16 protein-coding genes are annotated in these 15,743 nt (G+C 63.6%); 13 read left to right on the forward strand and 3 right to left on the reverse strand.

Features of this window, described 5'->3' with window-relative positions:
* The first annotated feature begins 17 nt into the window (after positions 1-17).
* Complete coding sequence (locus MLB1_RS15360) at positions 18-734, forward strand: serine protease (protein ID WP_180750683.1); 717 nt, start codon at positions 18-20, stop codon at positions 732-734.
* 15 nt (positions 735-749) lie between these two features.
* Here the strand turns inward: MLB1_RS15360 and acs are convergent, their stop codons facing one another.
* The gene (gene acs, locus MLB1_RS15365) at positions 750-2,696 is read right to left on the reverse strand and encodes an acetate--CoA ligase (RefSeq protein ID WP_180750684.1); all 1,947 of its coding nucleotides are present in this window, start codon (positions 2,694-2,696) and stop codon (positions 750-752) included.
* A gap of 182 nt (positions 2,697-2,878) precedes the next feature.
* Here acs and MLB1_RS15370 point away from each other — a divergent pair, with 182 nt between their 5' ends.
* From MLB1_RS15370 to MLB1_RS15390, 5 genes are all read left to right on the forward strand, one after another.
* The gene (locus MLB1_RS15370; protein ID WP_180750685.1) at positions 2,879-4,495 is read left to right on the forward strand and encodes an ABC transporter substrate-binding protein; all 1,617 of its coding nucleotides are present in this window, start codon (positions 2,879-2,881) and stop codon (positions 4,493-4,495) included.
* Positions 4,496-4,620: 125 nt separating this feature from the next.
* Positions 4,621-5,544: an ABC transporter permease gene (locus MLB1_RS15375; RefSeq protein WP_180750855.1), complete on the forward strand. Its 924-nt coding sequence runs from the start codon at positions 4,621-4,623 to the stop codon at positions 5,542-5,544.
* A complete protein-coding gene (locus MLB1_RS15380) occupies positions 5,537-6,451 on the forward strand; it encodes an ABC transporter permease (protein WP_180750686.1) in 915 nt (304 codons plus the stop codon). The genes MLB1_RS15375 and MLB1_RS15380 overlap by 8 nt, the downstream gene beginning before the upstream one ends.
* A 7-nt stretch (positions 6,452-6,458) precedes the next feature.
* Positions 6,459-8,114 carry an ABC transporter ATP-binding protein gene (locus tag MLB1_RS15385; RefSeq protein ID WP_371750632.1) on the forward strand — a complete coding sequence of 552 codons (1,656 nt, stop codon included), beginning with the start codon at positions 6,459-6,461 and terminating at the stop codon, positions 8,112-8,114.
* On the forward strand, positions 8,107-8,850 hold the full coding sequence (locus MLB1_RS15390; RefSeq protein ID WP_180750687.1) for an oxidoreductase: 744 nt from the start codon (positions 8,107-8,109) through the stop codon (positions 8,848-8,850). Before MLB1_RS15385 ends, MLB1_RS15390 begins: the two co-directional genes overlap by 8 nt.
* Positions 8,851-9,297: 447 nt before the next feature.
* Here MLB1_RS15390 and MLB1_RS15395 read toward each other — a convergent pair whose 3' ends face one another.
* The gene (locus MLB1_RS15395) at positions 9,298-10,179 is read right to left on the reverse strand and encodes an HAD-IB family hydrolase (RefSeq protein ID WP_180750688.1); all 882 of its coding nucleotides are present in this window, start codon (positions 10,177-10,179) and stop codon (positions 9,298-9,300) included.
* A 372-nt stretch (positions 10,180-10,551) separates the two neighbouring features.
* Here MLB1_RS15395 and ssd point away from each other — a divergent pair, with 372 nt between their 5' ends.
* Genes ssd through MLB1_RS15425 form a run of 7 tightly spaced genes read left to right on the forward strand, consistent with a single transcriptional unit; the run spans position 10,552 to position 15,048 of the window.
* A complete protein-coding gene (gene ssd, locus MLB1_RS15400) occupies positions 10,552-11,637 on the forward strand; it encodes a septum site-determining protein Ssd (protein WP_219603119.1) in 1,086 nt (361 codons plus the stop codon).
* The gene (locus MLB1_RS15405) at positions 11,634-12,794 is read left to right on the forward strand and encodes a TadA family conjugal transfer-associated ATPase (protein ID WP_180750689.1); all 1,161 of its coding nucleotides are present in this window, start codon (positions 11,634-11,636) and stop codon (positions 12,792-12,794) included. The genes ssd and MLB1_RS15405 overlap by 4 nt, the downstream gene beginning before the upstream one ends.
* On the forward strand, positions 12,791-13,567 hold the full coding sequence (locus MLB1_RS15410; protein WP_180750690.1) for a type II secretion system F family protein: 777 nt from the start codon (positions 12,791-12,793) through the stop codon (positions 13,565-13,567). The genes MLB1_RS15405 and MLB1_RS15410 overlap by 4 nt, the downstream gene beginning before the upstream one ends.
* Positions 13,564-14,145 (forward strand): type II secretion system F family protein, encoded by a 582-nt coding sequence (locus tag MLB1_RS15415; RefSeq protein ID WP_180750691.1) that lies wholly within the window; start codon positions 13,564-13,566, stop codon positions 14,143-14,145. The genes MLB1_RS15410 and MLB1_RS15415 overlap by 4 nt, the downstream gene beginning before the upstream one ends.
* 51 nt (positions 14,146-14,196) lie before the next feature.
* On the forward strand, positions 14,197-14,388 hold the full coding sequence (locus MLB1_RS15420; RefSeq protein ID WP_180750858.1) for a DUF4244 domain-containing protein: 192 nt from the start codon (positions 14,197-14,199) through the stop codon (positions 14,386-14,388).
* A gap of 53 nt (positions 14,389-14,441) precedes the next feature.
* Complete coding sequence (locus tag MLB1_RS24095) at positions 14,442-14,714, forward strand: TadE family type IV pilus minor pilin (protein WP_358146950.1); 273 nt, start codon at positions 14,442-14,444, stop codon at positions 14,712-14,714.
* Positions 14,662-15,048, forward strand: coding sequence for an Rv3654c family TadE-like protein (locus MLB1_RS15425; protein ID WP_371750637.1), 387 nt, complete (start codon positions 14,662-14,664; stop codon positions 15,046-15,048). The genes MLB1_RS24095 and MLB1_RS15425 overlap by 53 nt, the downstream gene beginning before the upstream one ends.
* Positions 15,049-15,069: 21 nt before the next feature.
* Here MLB1_RS15425 and MLB1_RS15430 read toward each other — a convergent pair whose 3' ends face one another.
* Positions 15,070-15,705, reverse strand: a complete 636-nt coding sequence (locus MLB1_RS15430; RefSeq protein WP_180750693.1) for a TetR/AcrR family transcriptional regulator — start codon at positions 15,703-15,705, stop codon at positions 15,070-15,072.
* Positions 15,706-15,743: the final 38 nt, after the last annotated feature.

Below are 15,743 nucleotides of genomic sequence, written 5' to 3' on the forward strand. Positions count from 1 at the left end.
AGCATGGGCGCCGGCCAATGAGGTCACTCGGGCGGCGTACGGGTTACGGATTGCCGGTCCTGATGGCGCTGTTTGGCCTCGTCACGGGCGCGATCCCGGCCGTTGCGGCGCCCGCTGCCGGTGCCGACGACAAGGTGCCGATGGGCGGTGGCGCCGGGCTGATCATCAACGGCGACACCCTGTGCACACTGACGACGATCGGCCATGACAACAAGGGCAATCTGGTGGGCTTCACCTCGGCTCACTGCGGTGGTGCGGGCTCACAGGTGGTCTCGGAGGACTTTCCCAAGAAGGGTGTGCTCGGAAAGTTCGTCAACGGCAACGAGCAGTACGACTACGCGACCATCCAGTTCGATCCCGCGAAGGTGGAGCCGGTTTCCACCTACAAGGGGTTCGCCATCACCGGTATCGGACCGGATCCCCAGCCGGGTGATATCGCGTGCAAGCTGGGTCGCACCACCGGGAACTCATGCGGGGTGACATTCGGGGCGGGGGCTGAACCCGGCACGTTCATCAACCAGGTCTGCGGACAGCCGGGCGACTCGGGTGCACCGGTCACCGTCAACGGACAGCTGGTGGGAATGATCCATGGCGCCGCCACCAAACTTCCGGTGTGCATCGTCAAGTACATCCCGTTGCACACGCCGACCACCACGTACTCGATCAACACCGTGCTGGCCGATATCAATGCCAAGAACCGCACCGCCGGAGTGGGTTACACCCCGGTCGGGTAGGCGTGCGTATCGCGGCTACTTGCTGGCCCTGATCGCCTCGAAGACGCTGGGGTCGACCAACGTCGAGGTATCGCCGAGTTCGCGGCCCTCGGCCACGTCCCGGAGTAGTCGTCGCATGATCTTGCCGCTGCGGGTCTTGGGCAGCTCGGGCACCACGTGAATCTCGCGTGGTTTGGCGATGGGCGAAATCTCCTTGGACACCTGGGCTTTCAGATGTGAGACGAGCTCATCGCCTTCGACGGTATGGCTGGCCTTCAGGATCACGAACGCCACGATGGCCTGCCCCGTGGTGTCGTCGGAGGCGCCGACCACGGCGGCCTCGGCAACTCCGTCGTACCCGACAAGCGCGGATTCCACCTCGGCGGTTGAGATCCGGTGGCCGGAGATGTTCATAACGTCGTCGATGCGGCCCAGCACCCAGATGGCGCCATCGCTGTCGTAGCGTGCGCCGTCGCCGGCGAAATACCAGCCCTTGTCGGCGTAGCGGGACCAGTAGGTCTCCTTGAACCGCTCAGGGTCGCCCCAGATGCCGCGCAGCATCGACGGCCACGGTTGATCGAGGACCAGGTATCCGGTGACGGGTTCGTCGTTGTGCGCGGGCTCGAGCCGATTCCCGTCGTCATCAACGATTTTCGCCGAGATACCGGGTAGCGCCCGCATCGCCGAACCCGGTTTGGCGTCGGTGATGCCGGGCAGCGGGGAGATCATCGCCGAGCCGGTTTCGGTCTGCCACCAGGTGTCGACGATGGGTGTGCGGTTGCCGCCGATGACCTCGCGGTACCAGCGCCACGCCTCGGGGTTGATGGGCTCACCGACGCTGCCGAGCAGCCGCAGGCTGGACAGGTCGTGTGCGAACGGGATCTCGCGGCCCCACTTCATGAATGTCCGCACCAGGGTGGGCGCGATGTAATAGATTGTGACACCGTACTTTTCGATGATCTCGAAGTGCCGGTGCTCGTTCGGGGAGGTGGGCGTGCCCTCGTACACCACCTGAGTGGCGCCGTTGGACAGCGGCCCGTACACGATGTAGGTGTGGCCGGTGACCCAGCCGATATCGGCTGTGCACCAATACACGTCGGTCTCGGGCTTGAGGTCGAAGATGTTGAAATGCGTGTATGAGGTCTGGGTCAGGAAACCGCCCGAGGTGTGCATGATGCCCTTGGGCTTGCCGGTGGTTCCCGAGGTGTACAGCAGGAACAACGGATGCTCGGAATCAAAGGCCTGCGGAGTATGTGTGGTGTCGGCCCGTGAAACCGTCTCGTGCCACCAGAGGTCACGCCCCTCGGTCCATTCGACGGGTATCTCGGTGCGGCGCACCACCAGCACATGTTCGACGGAACTCGCCTCGCCCGCCAGTGCCTCGTCCACCGCCGCCTTGAGTGGCGCCGCGGCACCGCGGCGCCACTGGCCGTCGGAGGTGATGACGAGCTTGGCCTGGGCGTCGTCAATGCGCGCGCGCAGCGCCGCGGCGGAGAAGCCGGCGAACACCACCGAATGCATCAGACCAAGTCGCGCACAGGCCAGCATCGCCACGATGGCCTCGGGCAGCATCGGCATGTAGATGGCCACGCGGTCACCGGAAACCAGGCCGAGCTCGGTCAGGTAGTTGGCGGTCTGGCTGACCTCTGCCAACAGGTCGGCGTAGGTGATGGTGCGGGTATCGCCAGGTTCGCCTTCCCAGTGGATGGCGACGCGGTCGCCGTTGCCGGCTTCCACGTGGCGGTCCACGCAGTTGTACGAGACGTTGAGCTTGCCGTCGACGAACCACCTGGCGAACGGTGCATCGGACCAGTCGAGGACCTCGTTGAAGGGCTCATCCCAGTGCAGGCGGCCCGCCTGTTGTGCCCAAAACCCGAGCCTGTCCTCCTCAGCTGCCTGGTACAGGTCTGAGGTTGCGTTCGCTGTCGCCACGAACTCCGGCGACGGCGGATAGCTATTCGGCTCGGTGCTGATTTCGGTCATCTGATCTGGCCTTTCTGCCCTATACAGGTCCGGGACAAAGCCTAGTGGGCGGGCCTGGTTACCGAGAAGTAATTGGTGCGGCCGTCCAGATCCGGCGCGGGGGGTGTGTCGATGGAGAGACATCGGCGCGTCACCCGCCTATGGTCGTCCTACCTAATTCAGCTACCGAGGGAAGGGTGAGGATGAGGTTCCGCCGACTGGCCCTTGTGATGCTTGTTGGCATTGCCGCGCTGCTACCCGCCGGCTGCGGGGACCTCGTGACCCCGGCGCCCCCGGGCTATTTCAGCATGTTCATCACTGAGCCCGAGCACACGCTGATTCCGGGGAACATCACCGAAAACCAGGGCGGCCGGATAATCCGCTCGCTGTTCACTGCCCTCGTCGAGTTCAACAATGACACCGCCGCCGTCGAATACACCGGGGCCGCGGAGTCGATCACCAGCAGCGATAACGTCAACTGGACGATAAAGCTCAAGCCTGGATGGAATTTTCATAACGGGGAACCGGTCACCGCGCAGTCTTACGTGGACGCGTGGAACTACACCGCGCTGAGTACCAACGCGCAGGGGTCATCGAATTTCCTGGCCAATGTCGATGGGTTCGACGACTTGCAGGGTGACTCGAAGACGAACAGACCGCCGCGCGGGACTCAGATGCGTGGGCTGCACGTCGTGGATAACGTGACGTTTACGGTGCGGCTTAACACGCCGTTTGCGATCTACCCGATGACATTGGGCTACACCGCATTTCTGCCGCTTCCTAAGGCGTTCTTCCGGGACCCGGCCAAGTTCGGCGTGCACCCCATCGGCAATGGCCCGTTCAAGGTCGATACCGACTGGGTGCGGGGTGTGGGGATGACGCTCAGCCGTTATGACCAATACGCCGGGCCAAAGAAGGCGAAGGCCAAGGGATTGATCTGGCGGGTGTACACCGAAGGCCTGACCGCATATACGGATATGCAGGCGGGTGCCCTCGACATCCAGCTCGATCTACCCGACTCCGCCTACGAGAACGCCAAGGCCGAATTCGGATCGGCCTTTCTGGAGCGGCCCCGCCCGGATATCACCTCGCTGGGATTCGCAATGTATGACCCCCGATACGCCGATGTGCGCGTACGCCAGGCGATTTCCATGGCCATCGACCGTGAGGCGATCACCGAGGTGATCTTCTCGGGCACCCGCACTCCCGCCACCTCGTACGGTTCGCCGCTGGTGTACGGGTATCGCAAGGGGGCCTGCGGAAAGCTGTGCGAGCTGCATGTCGATGAGGCCAACAAACTGCTCGACGCGGCACATTTCGATCGAGGCAAGCCCATCGAGTTGTGGTACCCGTCATCGGGAAACCATCAAACATGGCTCCAGGCCATAGGGAATCAGCTGCAGACCAACTTGAAAGTGCCGTACATCCTCAAGAGCCTGCCGTGGTCGCAATTCTTGCCGCTGCAGGACAGCAAGGGGATGACGGGGCCGTTCCGGTCGGGCTGGGTGATGGACTATCCGTCGATCTACAACTTCCTGGAATCGCTGTACGGCACGGGAGCTCGGCCCCCGGCGGGAAGCAACTACGGGTTCTACAGCAATCCAGCATTCGACCAACTGCTCCGGCAGGGCAACAACGAACCGACAGTGGAACTTGCGACCAAGGCGTATCAGAAGGCAGAAGACTTGTTGTTCAAGGATCTTCCGGCGACGCCGCTGTTCTATGAGGTCAACCAGGCGGTGCATTCCAAACGAGTGAGCAACGTCAAGATCGGTATCCAAGACTGCATCGAGTACGCCGATGTAGAGGTCACGCAATGACCGGGCGGAAATGGCCGAGCTGGCTGATCAACGAGAAGGTCGACACCAGCGGTGTATGGCAAGCCGTGCGCCCGTGGCCTTTTGACTTATTGGTGCTACTGAAGCATGGGTGGCAGAACGCCGGCATGTTTCGGTACATCGTGAAGCGGCTGCTGCTGGCCATCCCGGTGCTGATCGGAACCTCGCTGCTCATCTACGGCATGGTGTACGCGCTACCGGGCGACCCCATCCGGGCATTGGCCGGTGACCGGCCGTTCACCCCCGAGGTGATGGCTCAGCTGCGTGAACGGTTCCACCTCAATGATCCGTTCTTGGTGCGGTACGGCAAGTACATAGTGGGCTTCCTGCACGGCGATTTCGGTACTGATTTTCAGGAACGCCCTGTCGCGCTGACTGTTTCGCAACGCCTACCGGTGACTTTAAGGCTTACGGTGGTGGCCGTAGCATTCGAGACGATCATCGGAATCATGGCCGGGGTGCTGTGTGCGGTGCGCCGGGGATCGTTTTACGACAACCTGGTTCTCGTCACGACGACCCTGCTGGTCTCGATGCCAGTGTTCGTGCTCGGGTTCTTGGCGCAGTATCTCTTCGGTTTCAAGCTCGGCTGGTTTCCCATCGCCGGAATCCGTGATGGCTGGTACAGCTTTCTGCTACCGGGACTGGTGCTGGCCTCGTTGTCTATGGCCTATGTCGCCCGTCTGACCCGGACCTCGATGCTGGAGACGATGGATGCCGACTTTGTCCGCACCGCCCGCGCCAAGGGCATCTCCGAATCACGCATTCTGATGCGGCACACCCTGCGTAACAGCCTGATTCCCGTGGTTACGTTCATCGGCGCCGACGTGGGGGCACTGCTGGCGGGTGCCGTCGTTACCGAGTCCGTATTCAACATTCCCGGGCTGGGACGGGCGACATTCGACGCCGTGCGAAACCAGGAGGGTGCCGTGGTGGTGAGCATCCTGACGCTCATCGTGTTCTTCTACATCTTCTTCAATCTCGTCGTGGACGTCCTGTATGCGATGCTGGATCCAAGGATTCGTTATGAGTGACGCCGTCCATGCACCCGGCCCGGTGTCGGGTCCTGGAGCCGCCGCCGAGTCGCTGGTGGAGCAGGCCGACCTGTGGGGCAACGCATGGAAGTACTTGCGCCGTAGCGGATTTTTCATCACCGGGTCGATTCTGTTGACGATTCTGGTGCTGATGGCGCTGGCCCCGCAGCTGTTCACCTTCGGGAAGAACCCGCGTGACTGTGACCTCTATCAGGCCCGCAAGGGAATCAGTGCGGCGCATTGGCTGGGCACCGATCTACAAGGTTGTGACTACTACGCCAACGTGGTTTACGGTGCGCGAGTGTCGTTGTCGATCGGGCTGATCTCGATGTTGGGAGTGCTCGTCATCGGGGTGGCCGTGGGCGCGTTGTCGGGGTACTTCGGGGGGATCGCCGACTCGGCGCTGTCCAGGTTGACCGATGTCTTCTACGGCATTCCCACGATTTTGGGCGGAATGATCCTGCTCTCGGTGGTCGGTCATCGCACGATCTGGAGCGTCGCCGGCGCGCTCATCGTCTTCGGCTGGATGACCTCGATGCGACTGGTGCGTTCCAGCGTGATGACCATCAAGCAGAGCGACTATGTCCAGGCCGCCATCGCATTGGGTGCGCCAACCTGGCGAATCCTGGTGCGACACATACTGCCTAATGCCTTGGCGCCGGTACTCGTGTACGCAACCATCGCCGTGGGCGGTTTCATCGCCGCGGAGGCCACGCTGACCTATATGGGTATCGGGCTTGAATTACCCGAGATTTCGTGGGGGCTCCAGATCAACGATGGCCAGTCCCGTTTCGCATCCACACCCAGACTGGTCCTCGTTCCCGCGCTGTTCCTCTCGGCTGCGGTGCTGGGCTTCATCATGGTTGGTGACGCCCTCCGCGACGCCCTCGATCCGCGGAGGAGGTGAGTTGGAGGTGACCGCAAGTTCTTCTCTCATCGAGATCAAGGACCTCTCGGTCGATTTCGAGGTTGACAAGCAGTGGGTGCCCGCCGTCAGGGGAGTCTCTCTGAGCGTCGCCAAGGGCGAGGTGCTCGCCATCGTCGGGGAGTCCGGGTCGGGGAAATCCACCACCGCGATGGCGATCCCGGCGCTGCTGCCGCCCAGCGCGCGGGTTCGCGGCAGTATCCGACTCAACGGTGCAGAGCTCCTCGGCGCCACTAACGACGAGCTGCGTGAGGTGCGCGGCAAGGATGTTGCCGTCATCTTCCAGGAGCCGATGACGGCACTGAACCCCGTGTACACCATTGGCTGGCAGATCGCCGAAGCTGTTCGGGCGCATAAGACGATGACGCGCAGGCAGGCGCGCGATCGTGCCATCGAGTTGCTTGAGCTGGTAGACATGCCCGAGCCTGAGAAGCGGGTCAAGCATTACCCGCACCAGCTCTCCGGTGGGCAGCGTCAGCGCGCGATGATCGCCCAGGCACTTGCCCTGGATCCCGGTCTGCTCATCGCGGATGAACCCACCACCGCGCTCGATGTGACGGTACAAGCCGAGATCCTTGATCTCATGCGCGATCTACGGCACCGCATCGAAGCCGGCATCATCCTGATCACGCACGATATGGGCGTGGTGGCGGATATGGCCGATCGCATCATGGTGATGAAGGATGGCGAGGTCGTGGAAGAGGGGGATGCCGACAGCATCTTCCACCGGGCAACGCAGCCGTATACGCAGCAGCTCCTGGCGGCGGTACCTCATCTGGGCGCGACGCTGGGAGATAGCGACGAATCTTCGGTGCCACCGGCCGATCTGGCGCTGAGCCTGGAACACGTCATCATCGAGTATCGGGGTAAGGGCGGCAGCTTTCGGGCCATCGACGATGTGTCGTTCACCGTCGGCAGGGGTGAGGTGGTGGGGCTCGTCGGCGAATCGGGGTCCGGAAAATCCACCATCGGGCGTGCTGCGGTCGGTCTGCTGAAAATAGCTTCGGGGACCATCTGTGTTGCCGGCCAGGATATTTCGGTTGCCAACCGCAAGCGGCTGCGGGATATTCGGAGCAAGGTGGGGGTGGTGTTCCAGGATCCGGGGTCCTCGCTCAATCCGCGATGGCCGATCGGCCAGTCGATCGCCGAGCCATTGACCTTGCACACCGATATGGACCGCACCCAGCGGGAGAACAGGGTCAAGACCCTGTTGGAGCAGGTACAGATGCCTGCCGCCATGCGAAACCGCTTCCCGCACCAGCTCTCCGGTGGTCAGCGGCAACGTGTTGGTATTGCGCGGGCGCTGGCGCTGGAGCCGACGCTGTTGATCGCCGACGAACCGACCTCCGCGCTGGATGTCTCGGTACAGGCACGGGTGCTCGAACTCTTCGCCGAGCTGCAACGCGAGCACGGGTTCGCATGCCTGTTCATCAGCCACGATTTGGCGGTGGTCGAACTGGTGGCAAGCCGTATCGCGGTGCTCAATCATGGCCGCCTTGCTGAATTCGGCTCGGATACACAGGTATTAACGGCACCGACGGACGAATACACTAAGCGACTGCTGGCGGCGGTACCGGTTCCAGACCCGGAGCTGCAGCGGATCCGTCGCGAGGAGCGTAGGGCACTATTAGCGGACCATGACTGACCCACTTGCACCGTTGGCCGCCCTGCCGGGAGTATCCGGTGCCGCCGAAGCCGCGCGCGACGCAGTGAGCAAGGTCCACCGCCATCGCGCCAATCTGCGGGGCTGGCCGGTGACGGCGGCCGAGGCGGCGGTGCGGGCAGCCAGGTCCTCGTCGGCGCTGGACGGCGGCACGATGAAGCTGAGTGCCGATGGAGTGGTGGAGGATCCGATACTGGCCGGTGCGCTGCGCGTCGGGCAGGCGCTCGATGGTGATGCGCTGACACAGCTGACGTCGGTGTGGTCGCGCGCACCGCTGCAGGCGCTGGCGCGCCTGCATGTCTTGGCCGCTACCGGCATGGCAGACGAGCGGACCCTTGGGCGGCCCCGCGCCGGTATCGACACCGATCGGCTGGAACTGTTGGCGCAGCTGATTTCGGGAGGAACGACGGTATCCGCGCCGGTTCTTGCCGCGATCACGCACGGGGAATTGTTGGTGCTGAGTCCATTTGGATCCGCGGACGGCGTCGTCGCACGCGCCGCGTCCCGGTTGGTGACGGTGTCACGCGGTCTCGATCCACACGCGCTCGGTGTTCCCGAGGTGATGTGGATGCGTCAGTCCGGGAGATACCGGGAGCTGTCCTCGGCTTTCGCGGAAGGTACGCCCGAAGCCGTTGCCGCGTGGATCGTGTTCTGTTGTGAGGCATTAACGGCCGGAGCGGCAGAAGCGACGTCGATCGCGGATACTGCGGTGAGCTGACCGAAACATACTGCGGCGGAACATAAAAGCGGGCGACGATCCGAATGAATCGGCCCGTCGCCCGCTAGCACGGAACCTCCGGTTACCAAGCGTGCTAGGTGGGTTGTGTGGGTGGCCTCGGCGCTTTCGCGACGCTTCTAACTCGGGCTTCACCCAAGAAGCCTGATGAGCTTTCACTGTCCGCGATTGCGCAGGCCCACAACGCTTCTGCCCTTGTCGCGGCGTGCTCCGCGTGGGTGCCGTGGTCCGTGCTGGGAATCCCAGGTCGGGAAATCGATCCTTATCCTCTGGATCGACCTTGGCCTTGCCGGGCTCCGTACCTACTTTCTACACTGAGACGCCGGTCACATCAAGGGGCAATTCATACGGTCATCGCATTGTTACGCGCGCGCCTAAAGTGACGTGTGTCTAGTTCTACGCCTGACGGTCTTCGCGCGAGCGGCTGAGCTACGGCCGCAGCCTGCGAATCAGCGAATAGGTAAGTGCCCCAGCGGCGATGGCGCTCAAGCCAACGGCGGCCGTGGTGGCGGCCGCGGCGCCGGAGGGAACGGGTATCCGATCACCCAGTGAGACGGGCCGCGAGAACGTCAGCACTGGCCACCCCCGCGCCATCGATTCCTTGCGCAGCGCCCTGTCCGGGTTGACGGCTGTCGGGTGACCGACGCTCTCCAGCATCGGTAGATCGGTGATCGAGTCGGAATAGGCGTAGCAGTGCTCCAGTGGGTAGCCCTCGCGCTTGGCGAGTTCCTGGATCGCCGCCACCTTGCCTTCTCCGTAGCAGTAGAAGGCGACATCACCGGTGTACTTGCCATTCTCGACGACCATGCGCGTTGCCATGGCATGGGTTGCGCCGAGGGCGCGTGCGATGGGTGCCACGATCTCTTCGCCGGATGCTGAGACCACCACGACATCGCGGCCGCAGAGCTTGTGGTCGGCGATTAGATCGGCGGCTTCGGCGAACACCAAGGGATCGACGATGTCGTGCAGCGTCTCGGCCACGATCGCCTTCACCTGTTCGACATCCCAGCCCATGCACATATTGGTGATGTGCGTACGCATGCGATCCATCTGGTCGTGATCGGCGCCGGATAGCAAGAAGAAGAATTGCGCGTAGCTCGATTTTAAGACGGCGCGTCTATTAATCAGGCCTTGGTCGAAGAAGGGCTTGCTGAAGGCGAGCGTGCTCGACTTCGCGATCACCGTCTTGTCTAGATCGAAGAAGGCTGCAGTCCGGGGGGCCAGCGTGGTGCCGCTGGGTTGGGTGACGGCCGCGGCATCCCGGTCCTCGGAAGAGGGAAAGGGTCCGGGTGCCGTTGCATCATCGGTCACAGTTCGAGGATAGATCTCACCGACTGTGCCGTTGTGTCCATCCGGAAAGTCCCAGCTCAGCCGGGGTGGTCTGGTAACGGGGTGGTGCCAGAAGAAGGGTTGCCTTTCTTTCCCTTTTTTCGGCTGATTGGTCTTGCCACCCTCACTGGGTACGTGTGTATAGTGGGGTTACTCGGCTATGCCGAGTGTGTCTCAGCCCGACCCCCCGGGGCTGAAGCACGACGACCCTCGCCTCCTCCCCCCCTGGCGAGGGTCGTCCTCTTTTCTGGGGACGTTTATCACCGGTTTTTGCGGTTCACCTTGATCTATCCACAGATTCGCGCCCATCCCCAAACTCGATGAGGCCCCTGGCGCTTCATTTACGCAACCTCGATGGTGGAGTACGTGGAGGGACATGGAGGGGAGCCGATCGTCGTTGCCATCGGTGATCGATGGCTCGGCAACGAGATCGAACGGATCGTCGCTGCGACTGGCAAGCCGCTGATCCTCGCTACCGATGCCTGTTCGATCGGCCGACAAGCTTGGGCCCGTGCGGGGGCGGTCCTGCTCGATGGCGCGGACCCGTCGCTCGAAGCGGTGACTCGACTGCCGCGCCGAGCGCGAGTGTTACTCGTCTGTCGGGACGAGCCGACGAGCGAGGTGTGGCGCAGAGCGGTGGCGGTGGGTGCCGAGCAGGTACTCGCTTTGCCCGAGGACGAATCCCGGCTCGTCGAAGCCTGTTCGGCAATCCCCTCCACCTCGACGACAGGACGCGCTGCGGTGATTGCGGTGGTGGGTGGACGCGGTGGTGCCGGCGCATCCGTTCTGTGCGGCGCGATTGGTCTGTGCGCGCCGGGTGGAGCGCTGATCGTCGATGCCGATCCATACGGCGGTGGTATCGATCTACTGCTCGGTTGGGAGGACGTCGACGGTCTCCGGTGGCCGGATATCGATATGCGCAGCGGTCGGGTGAGCTTCGATGCCCTTCGCCGTGCGCTGCCACATCGGCGCGGACTTGTCCTGGTATCGGGAGACAGGACAGGCGGTGGAGGCAATGCAGAGGCGATCGGCGGAGTGATCGACAGCGCGCGGGAGGTAGGAGTGCCGGTGGTCGTTGATCTCCCGAGGCGGCTCGGCGCAACAAGTGTGGCGGCACTGGACCGCGCTGACCTGGTGGTAGTGGTGACACCCGCCGAGGTGCGGGCGTGCGCAGCGGCCGCGCTCATGGTCACTGCGATACAGGCCGCCAACCCGAATATCGGTGTAGTCGTGCGCGGTCCGGCGCCGAGCGGACTGCGCCCGGCCGAGGTGGCCGAAATCGTTGGAGCCCCACTGATCGCTGCCATGCGTCCGGAACCCAATCTCGGCAATCGCCTCGACAACGGCGGCCTGCGACTGCTGCGACGCTCACCTCTGGCGCGCGCCGCGCAGTCAGTGCTGGCGTTGGTCTCGCATGACGGCAAGGGTACGGCGGCATGACCGGCTCGTTGATCGACCGCGTTCGTGAGCGGCTCGCGACCGAGAATGTGGCGCTTCGGCCGACGGCGGTGGCAGCCGTGATACGTGCTGAATCCGGTGGTGTGCTTGGTGATAGCGATGTGTTGCATAGCATCAAGGAACTGCAGAGTGAGCTGGCGGGTGCCGGAATTCTCGAACCGCTGTTGTGTGCGGACGGTACGACCGATGTCTTGGTGACCGCACCCGATCGCGTCTGGGTAGACGATGGTGAAGGGCTGCGACTCACCACAGTGCGATTCGCCGACGATGCTGCTGTGCGCCGTCTTGCCCAACGTTTGGCTCTAGCGGTCGGGCGACGACTCGACGACGCGCAGCCGTTCGTCGACGGGCAGCTGACTGGTGTCGGTCCGCCGCACTCGGTGGTACGTCTGCATGCGGTGCTGGCGCCGATAGCGGTCGGCGGGACGTGTGTATCGCTGCGCGTATTACGTCCCACCGCTAAGGGTTTGGATCAGCTCATCGCTGATGGCACTGTCGATGAGGATGCGGCCAGGTTGCTTCGTGGGGTGCTGGCGGCCCGGCTGGCCTTCCTGGTCACCGGAGGCACCGGGGCGGGTAAGACCACCTTGCTGTCTGCGCTGCTGGGGGCGATCCACCCTTCGGAACGCATCATCTGCGCCGAGGATGCCGCGGAGCTGGCGCCGCGTCACCCGCATGTGGTCACGCTGGCGGCTCGCGCCGTCAACGTCGAGGGTGCGGGGGAGGTGACCCTGCGCCAGTTGGTGCGTCAGGCATTGCGGATGCGGCCCGATCGGATTGTGGTGGGAGAGGTGCGCGGTGCTGAGGTGGTCGACCTGCTGACCGCCCTCAACACCGGTCATGACGGCGGCGCGGGTACGGTCCACGCGAATGCCCCGGCTGAGGTCCCCGCAAGGTTGGAAGCGCTCGGAGCCCTGGGTGGCCTCGACCGCGCCGCACTCCACTCGCAGCTCGGTGCAGCTATTCAATGTGTATGTCATATAAGAAGATTCGGCAATATGCGTCGACTGACCGAAATTGGGGTGGTATCCAAGGGTGATGACGGGATCGTACGGGTAGTACCCGCATGGAACATCGATGGCCGGCTGTGTTCCGGTGCGGAGCAATTGGAGGCGTTGATCGCACGGAGCATGCCATGACTCCGCACGCCCTGCTGCTGCTTTCGGCTGCGTTACTCATTGTGCCGCAACGGCGCTCGTGCCTACGGCGGGGCATGAGGTGTGACATGTGCTGGAACTGGAGACTGGCGGCGGTGCCCCTGAGTGGTCTTGTGCTCGTGGTGGTGTGGCTGTTGCCGTTGTCGGTGGTGTCCGCGGTGGGCATCGCCGGCGCGACCTTGGGGGTGCGGTGGCACCGTCGTCGCCGATTTATCGTGCAGTTGGAGGAATTGACCGCCCTGGAGTCCGGTCTCGATGTTGTTGTCGGTGAACTGAGGGTTGGCGCGCATCCTGTGCGCGCATTCGAGGTCACTGCCGCAGAGCTCGGAGGAACGGCGGGGGAGACGTTCGCGGCTATAGCCGCACGCGCACGATTGGGAGTGAATCCGGATCCGGCGATCCCCGGAGTGGGACCGGTTGCATCGCAATGGGATCGGATAAGCCGTGGTTGGACGTTGGCCCACCGCCACGGCCTGGCTGTTGCCGAGCTCCTCGACGCATGCCGGACAGATCTTCGGGAGCGGCAACGATTCACGGCGCGCGTGAACGCCGGACTTGCCGGGCCGCGTGCCACTGCCGCGGTGCTGAGCGGTCTGCCGGTGGTCGGAATCGGATTGGGTCAGATGATCGGAGCAAGACCTCTTGCGGTGCTGTGCTCGGGCGGTATGGGTGGCGCGCTGCTCGTTGTCGGGATCGTGTTGGCATGTATCGGTCTGCTGTGGTCTGACCAAATCATTGGGAAGGCGTTGCGATGACCGCGGCCCTGTTGTTGCTTGCCGCGGCGATGTTGGCTGCGCCTGGGGCTATGCGCGCCTGTGGCAGGTTGTCGCGGGGTGATTCATCCATCGTCGACCGGGATGCCACCGAAAAGGGCTTATTGGGAATGGCATTCAGCCTTGACGTACTTGGCGTATGCCTCCGGTCGGGGATGCCGGTCGCGACTGCCGCGTTGGTGGTGACGGCCTCCGCTCCACCCGAGCTGGCCCGGATCCTGAGCCGCGCAGGGGAGATGCTCGCCCTGGGTGCACCGGCATCGGCGGCCTGGACCGATACCGGATCACCAGCGGATCTGGGATATGAGCAGCGCAGGGCACTTACCAGATTGGCACGGCGATCGGCCGATTCCGGAGCAGTGATGGCCGACGGTATTGCCTCGCTGGCCGTGCAGTGCCGTCGTGATGCGGTGGATTCAGCGGTAGCCACCGCCGAACGGGCCGGTGTGCTCATAGGGGCGCCACTGGGCCTGTGCTTCCTGCCGTCGTTCGTCTGTCTGGGCATCGTGCCGGTTGTCATGGGGCTATCGCGCGATGTGTTCATCAGTGGTGTGCTGTGACCCGTGGAAGCGCCGCGGGGCAAAGAGGGAGGGAATCCATTGATACACAACATATTGGCGCAACTGCGTCGACGAATGGTGGTGGTCGTCGAGTCCGAGGACGGCATGTCGACCGTGGAGTACGCGATCGGAACGATTGCCGCGGCAGCGTTCGGGGCGATTCTCTACACGGTAGTCACCGGAGACTCGATCGTCAGTGCGCTCACCAATATCATCACGCGCGCACTCAACACCAGCGTCTAGGCGATGACACCGGAGCCGTCACCGTCGAGGCCGCATTCGGCATTGCGGCGTTGGTGTCGGTGCTCGTGTTGTGTGCCGCCGGAATTCAGGCGGTGTCGATGCAGGTGCGCTGTGTGGACGCCTCACGCGAGGCGGCGCGGTTGGTGGCCCGTGGTGACGAGATGGCCGCGCGATCGGTCGCGCAGCGGATCGCGCCACATGGCGCGGCCGTCGAGGTTCGGCGCGACGGCGACCAGGTGGTGGCGCGGGTTGCCGCCAAGAGCCGGTTGTTGCCTGCCATTACGATTGCTGCCGAATCGGTTTCGGCAATGGAACCTGCAGGCTGACAACGGCTCGGCGACTATCGTCGCGGTGGCGTTGATGGCGGTGCTGCTGGTAGTAACGGCCGGTGGCGTGGCCGTCGGATCGGCGGTCGTGGCGCGGCATCGCGCCCAGGCCGTCGCCGATCTGTCGGCACTCGCCGGAGCTCAGCGCGCACTGTACGGCGCCGCACCCGCCTGCGCCGAGGTAACGGCGATTGCCCGACGGATGGGCGCGACGGTGTCGCGGTGCGTGGTCGAGGATCTCGATGTTGTTGTCACCGTGGATTTTCCGGTGGCACTGGGTCGGTTCGGTACCGGGCCCGCTCGAGCCGCGGCCCGCGCGGGACCGGTCAGCTGAAGACGGTGACGGCAGTACTGATCAGCGGGTCGTTGTCGACTGTGGTGAATCGAGATAGGGAGCCACCGCGGCATAGAAGATCTCGACGTAGATGTTGACCACGTGTTGGCGGTCCAGGTCGGGGCGGGATTGCCACCAATGTCCGAGACGTTCCGCTGCCCCGGACATGGCGTGCGAGAGTCCTTCGGCGAAAAGCTTGGGTATGTCCGGATGATCCTTGGTGATCAGTGCGTAGGTCGTCTCGATGTTGTCCAACCGCAGCGCGGAAAGTTCCTCTCGCGACTCGGCGGGCAGCACTGCGGCGCTGCCGTAAATAAGCTCCCACCGCTCGGGATGAGTCTCCAAGAGTTCAAAGAACAGGTCGGCGGCGGTGGCGAACTGCTCGCGCACTGCCAGCGCGGGATCCGCCCGGTGTACCAGGGCCTGCGCGAAGTCGGCTTGGGCTCGCCGGGCACAGGCCAAATACGCCCCATCCTTGGTTTTGAAATGGCGGTAGGCAATGGGCTTGGTGACGCCTGCGGCTTGAGCAATGTCACTCAAGGACACAGCGGCGAATCCGCGTTCAAAGAACAGCTGTTCGGCGGCGTCCAGCAGGTGCGCGCGGCGTTCTACCCATGGTCGACGCGATCCCGCGCCGGACGTTGAGCCTGCCTCCATGAGGCAACAGCCTAGCCGACTTGTTACTTTCGGTAACA

Origin of the sequence: Mycobacteroides sp. LB1 (assembly GCF_013449725.1) — a bacterium.
Taxonomy (GTDB): Bacteria; Actinomycetota; Actinomycetes; order Mycobacteriales; family Mycobacteriaceae; genus Mycobacterium.

What these genes read in the sequence shown, in the direction of transcription:
- MLB1_RS15415 (WP_180750691.1), top strand. Translation starts at nt 13,564, where the DNA reads ATGACCGCGGCCCTGTTGTTGCTTGCCGCGGCGATGTTGGCTGCGCCT.
- MLB1_RS15360 (WP_180750683.1), top strand. Translation starts at nt 18, where the DNA reads ATGAGGTCACTCGGGCGGCGTACGGGTTACGGATTGCCGGTCCTGATG.
- ssd (WP_219603119.1), top strand. Translation starts at nt 10,552, where the DNA reads ATGGTGGAGTACGTGGAGGGACATGGAGGGGAGCCGATCGTCGTTGCC.
- MLB1_RS15370 (WP_180750685.1), top strand. Translation starts at nt 2,879, where the DNA reads ATGAGGTTCCGCCGACTGGCCCTTGTGATGCTTGTTGGCATTGCCGCG.
- MLB1_RS15390 (WP_180750687.1), top strand. Translation starts at nt 8,107, where the DNA reads ATGACTGACCCACTTGCACCGTTGGCCGCCCTGCCGGGAGTATCCGGT.
- MLB1_RS15375 (WP_180750855.1), top strand. Translation starts at nt 4,621, where the DNA reads ATGTTTCGGTACATCGTGAAGCGGCTGCTGCTGGCCATCCCGGTGCTG.
- MLB1_RS15405 (WP_180750689.1), top strand. Translation starts at nt 11,634, where the DNA reads ATGACCGGCTCGTTGATCGACCGCGTTCGTGAGCGGCTCGCGACCGAG.
- MLB1_RS15380 (WP_180750686.1), top strand. Translation starts at nt 5,537, where the DNA reads ATGAGTGACGCCGTCCATGCACCCGGCCCGGTGTCGGGTCCTGGAGCC.
- MLB1_RS15430 (WP_180750693.1), bottom strand. Translation starts at nt 15,705, where the DNA reads ATGGAGGCAGGCTCAACGTCCGGCGCGGGATCGCGTCGACCATGGGTA.
- MLB1_RS15410 (WP_180750690.1), top strand. Translation starts at nt 12,791, where the DNA reads ATGACTCCGCACGCCCTGCTGCTGCTTTCGGCTGCGTTACTCATTGTG.
- acs (WP_180750684.1), bottom strand. Translation starts at nt 2,696, where the DNA reads ATGACCGAAATCAGCACCGAGCCGAATAGCTATCCGCCGTCGCCGGAG.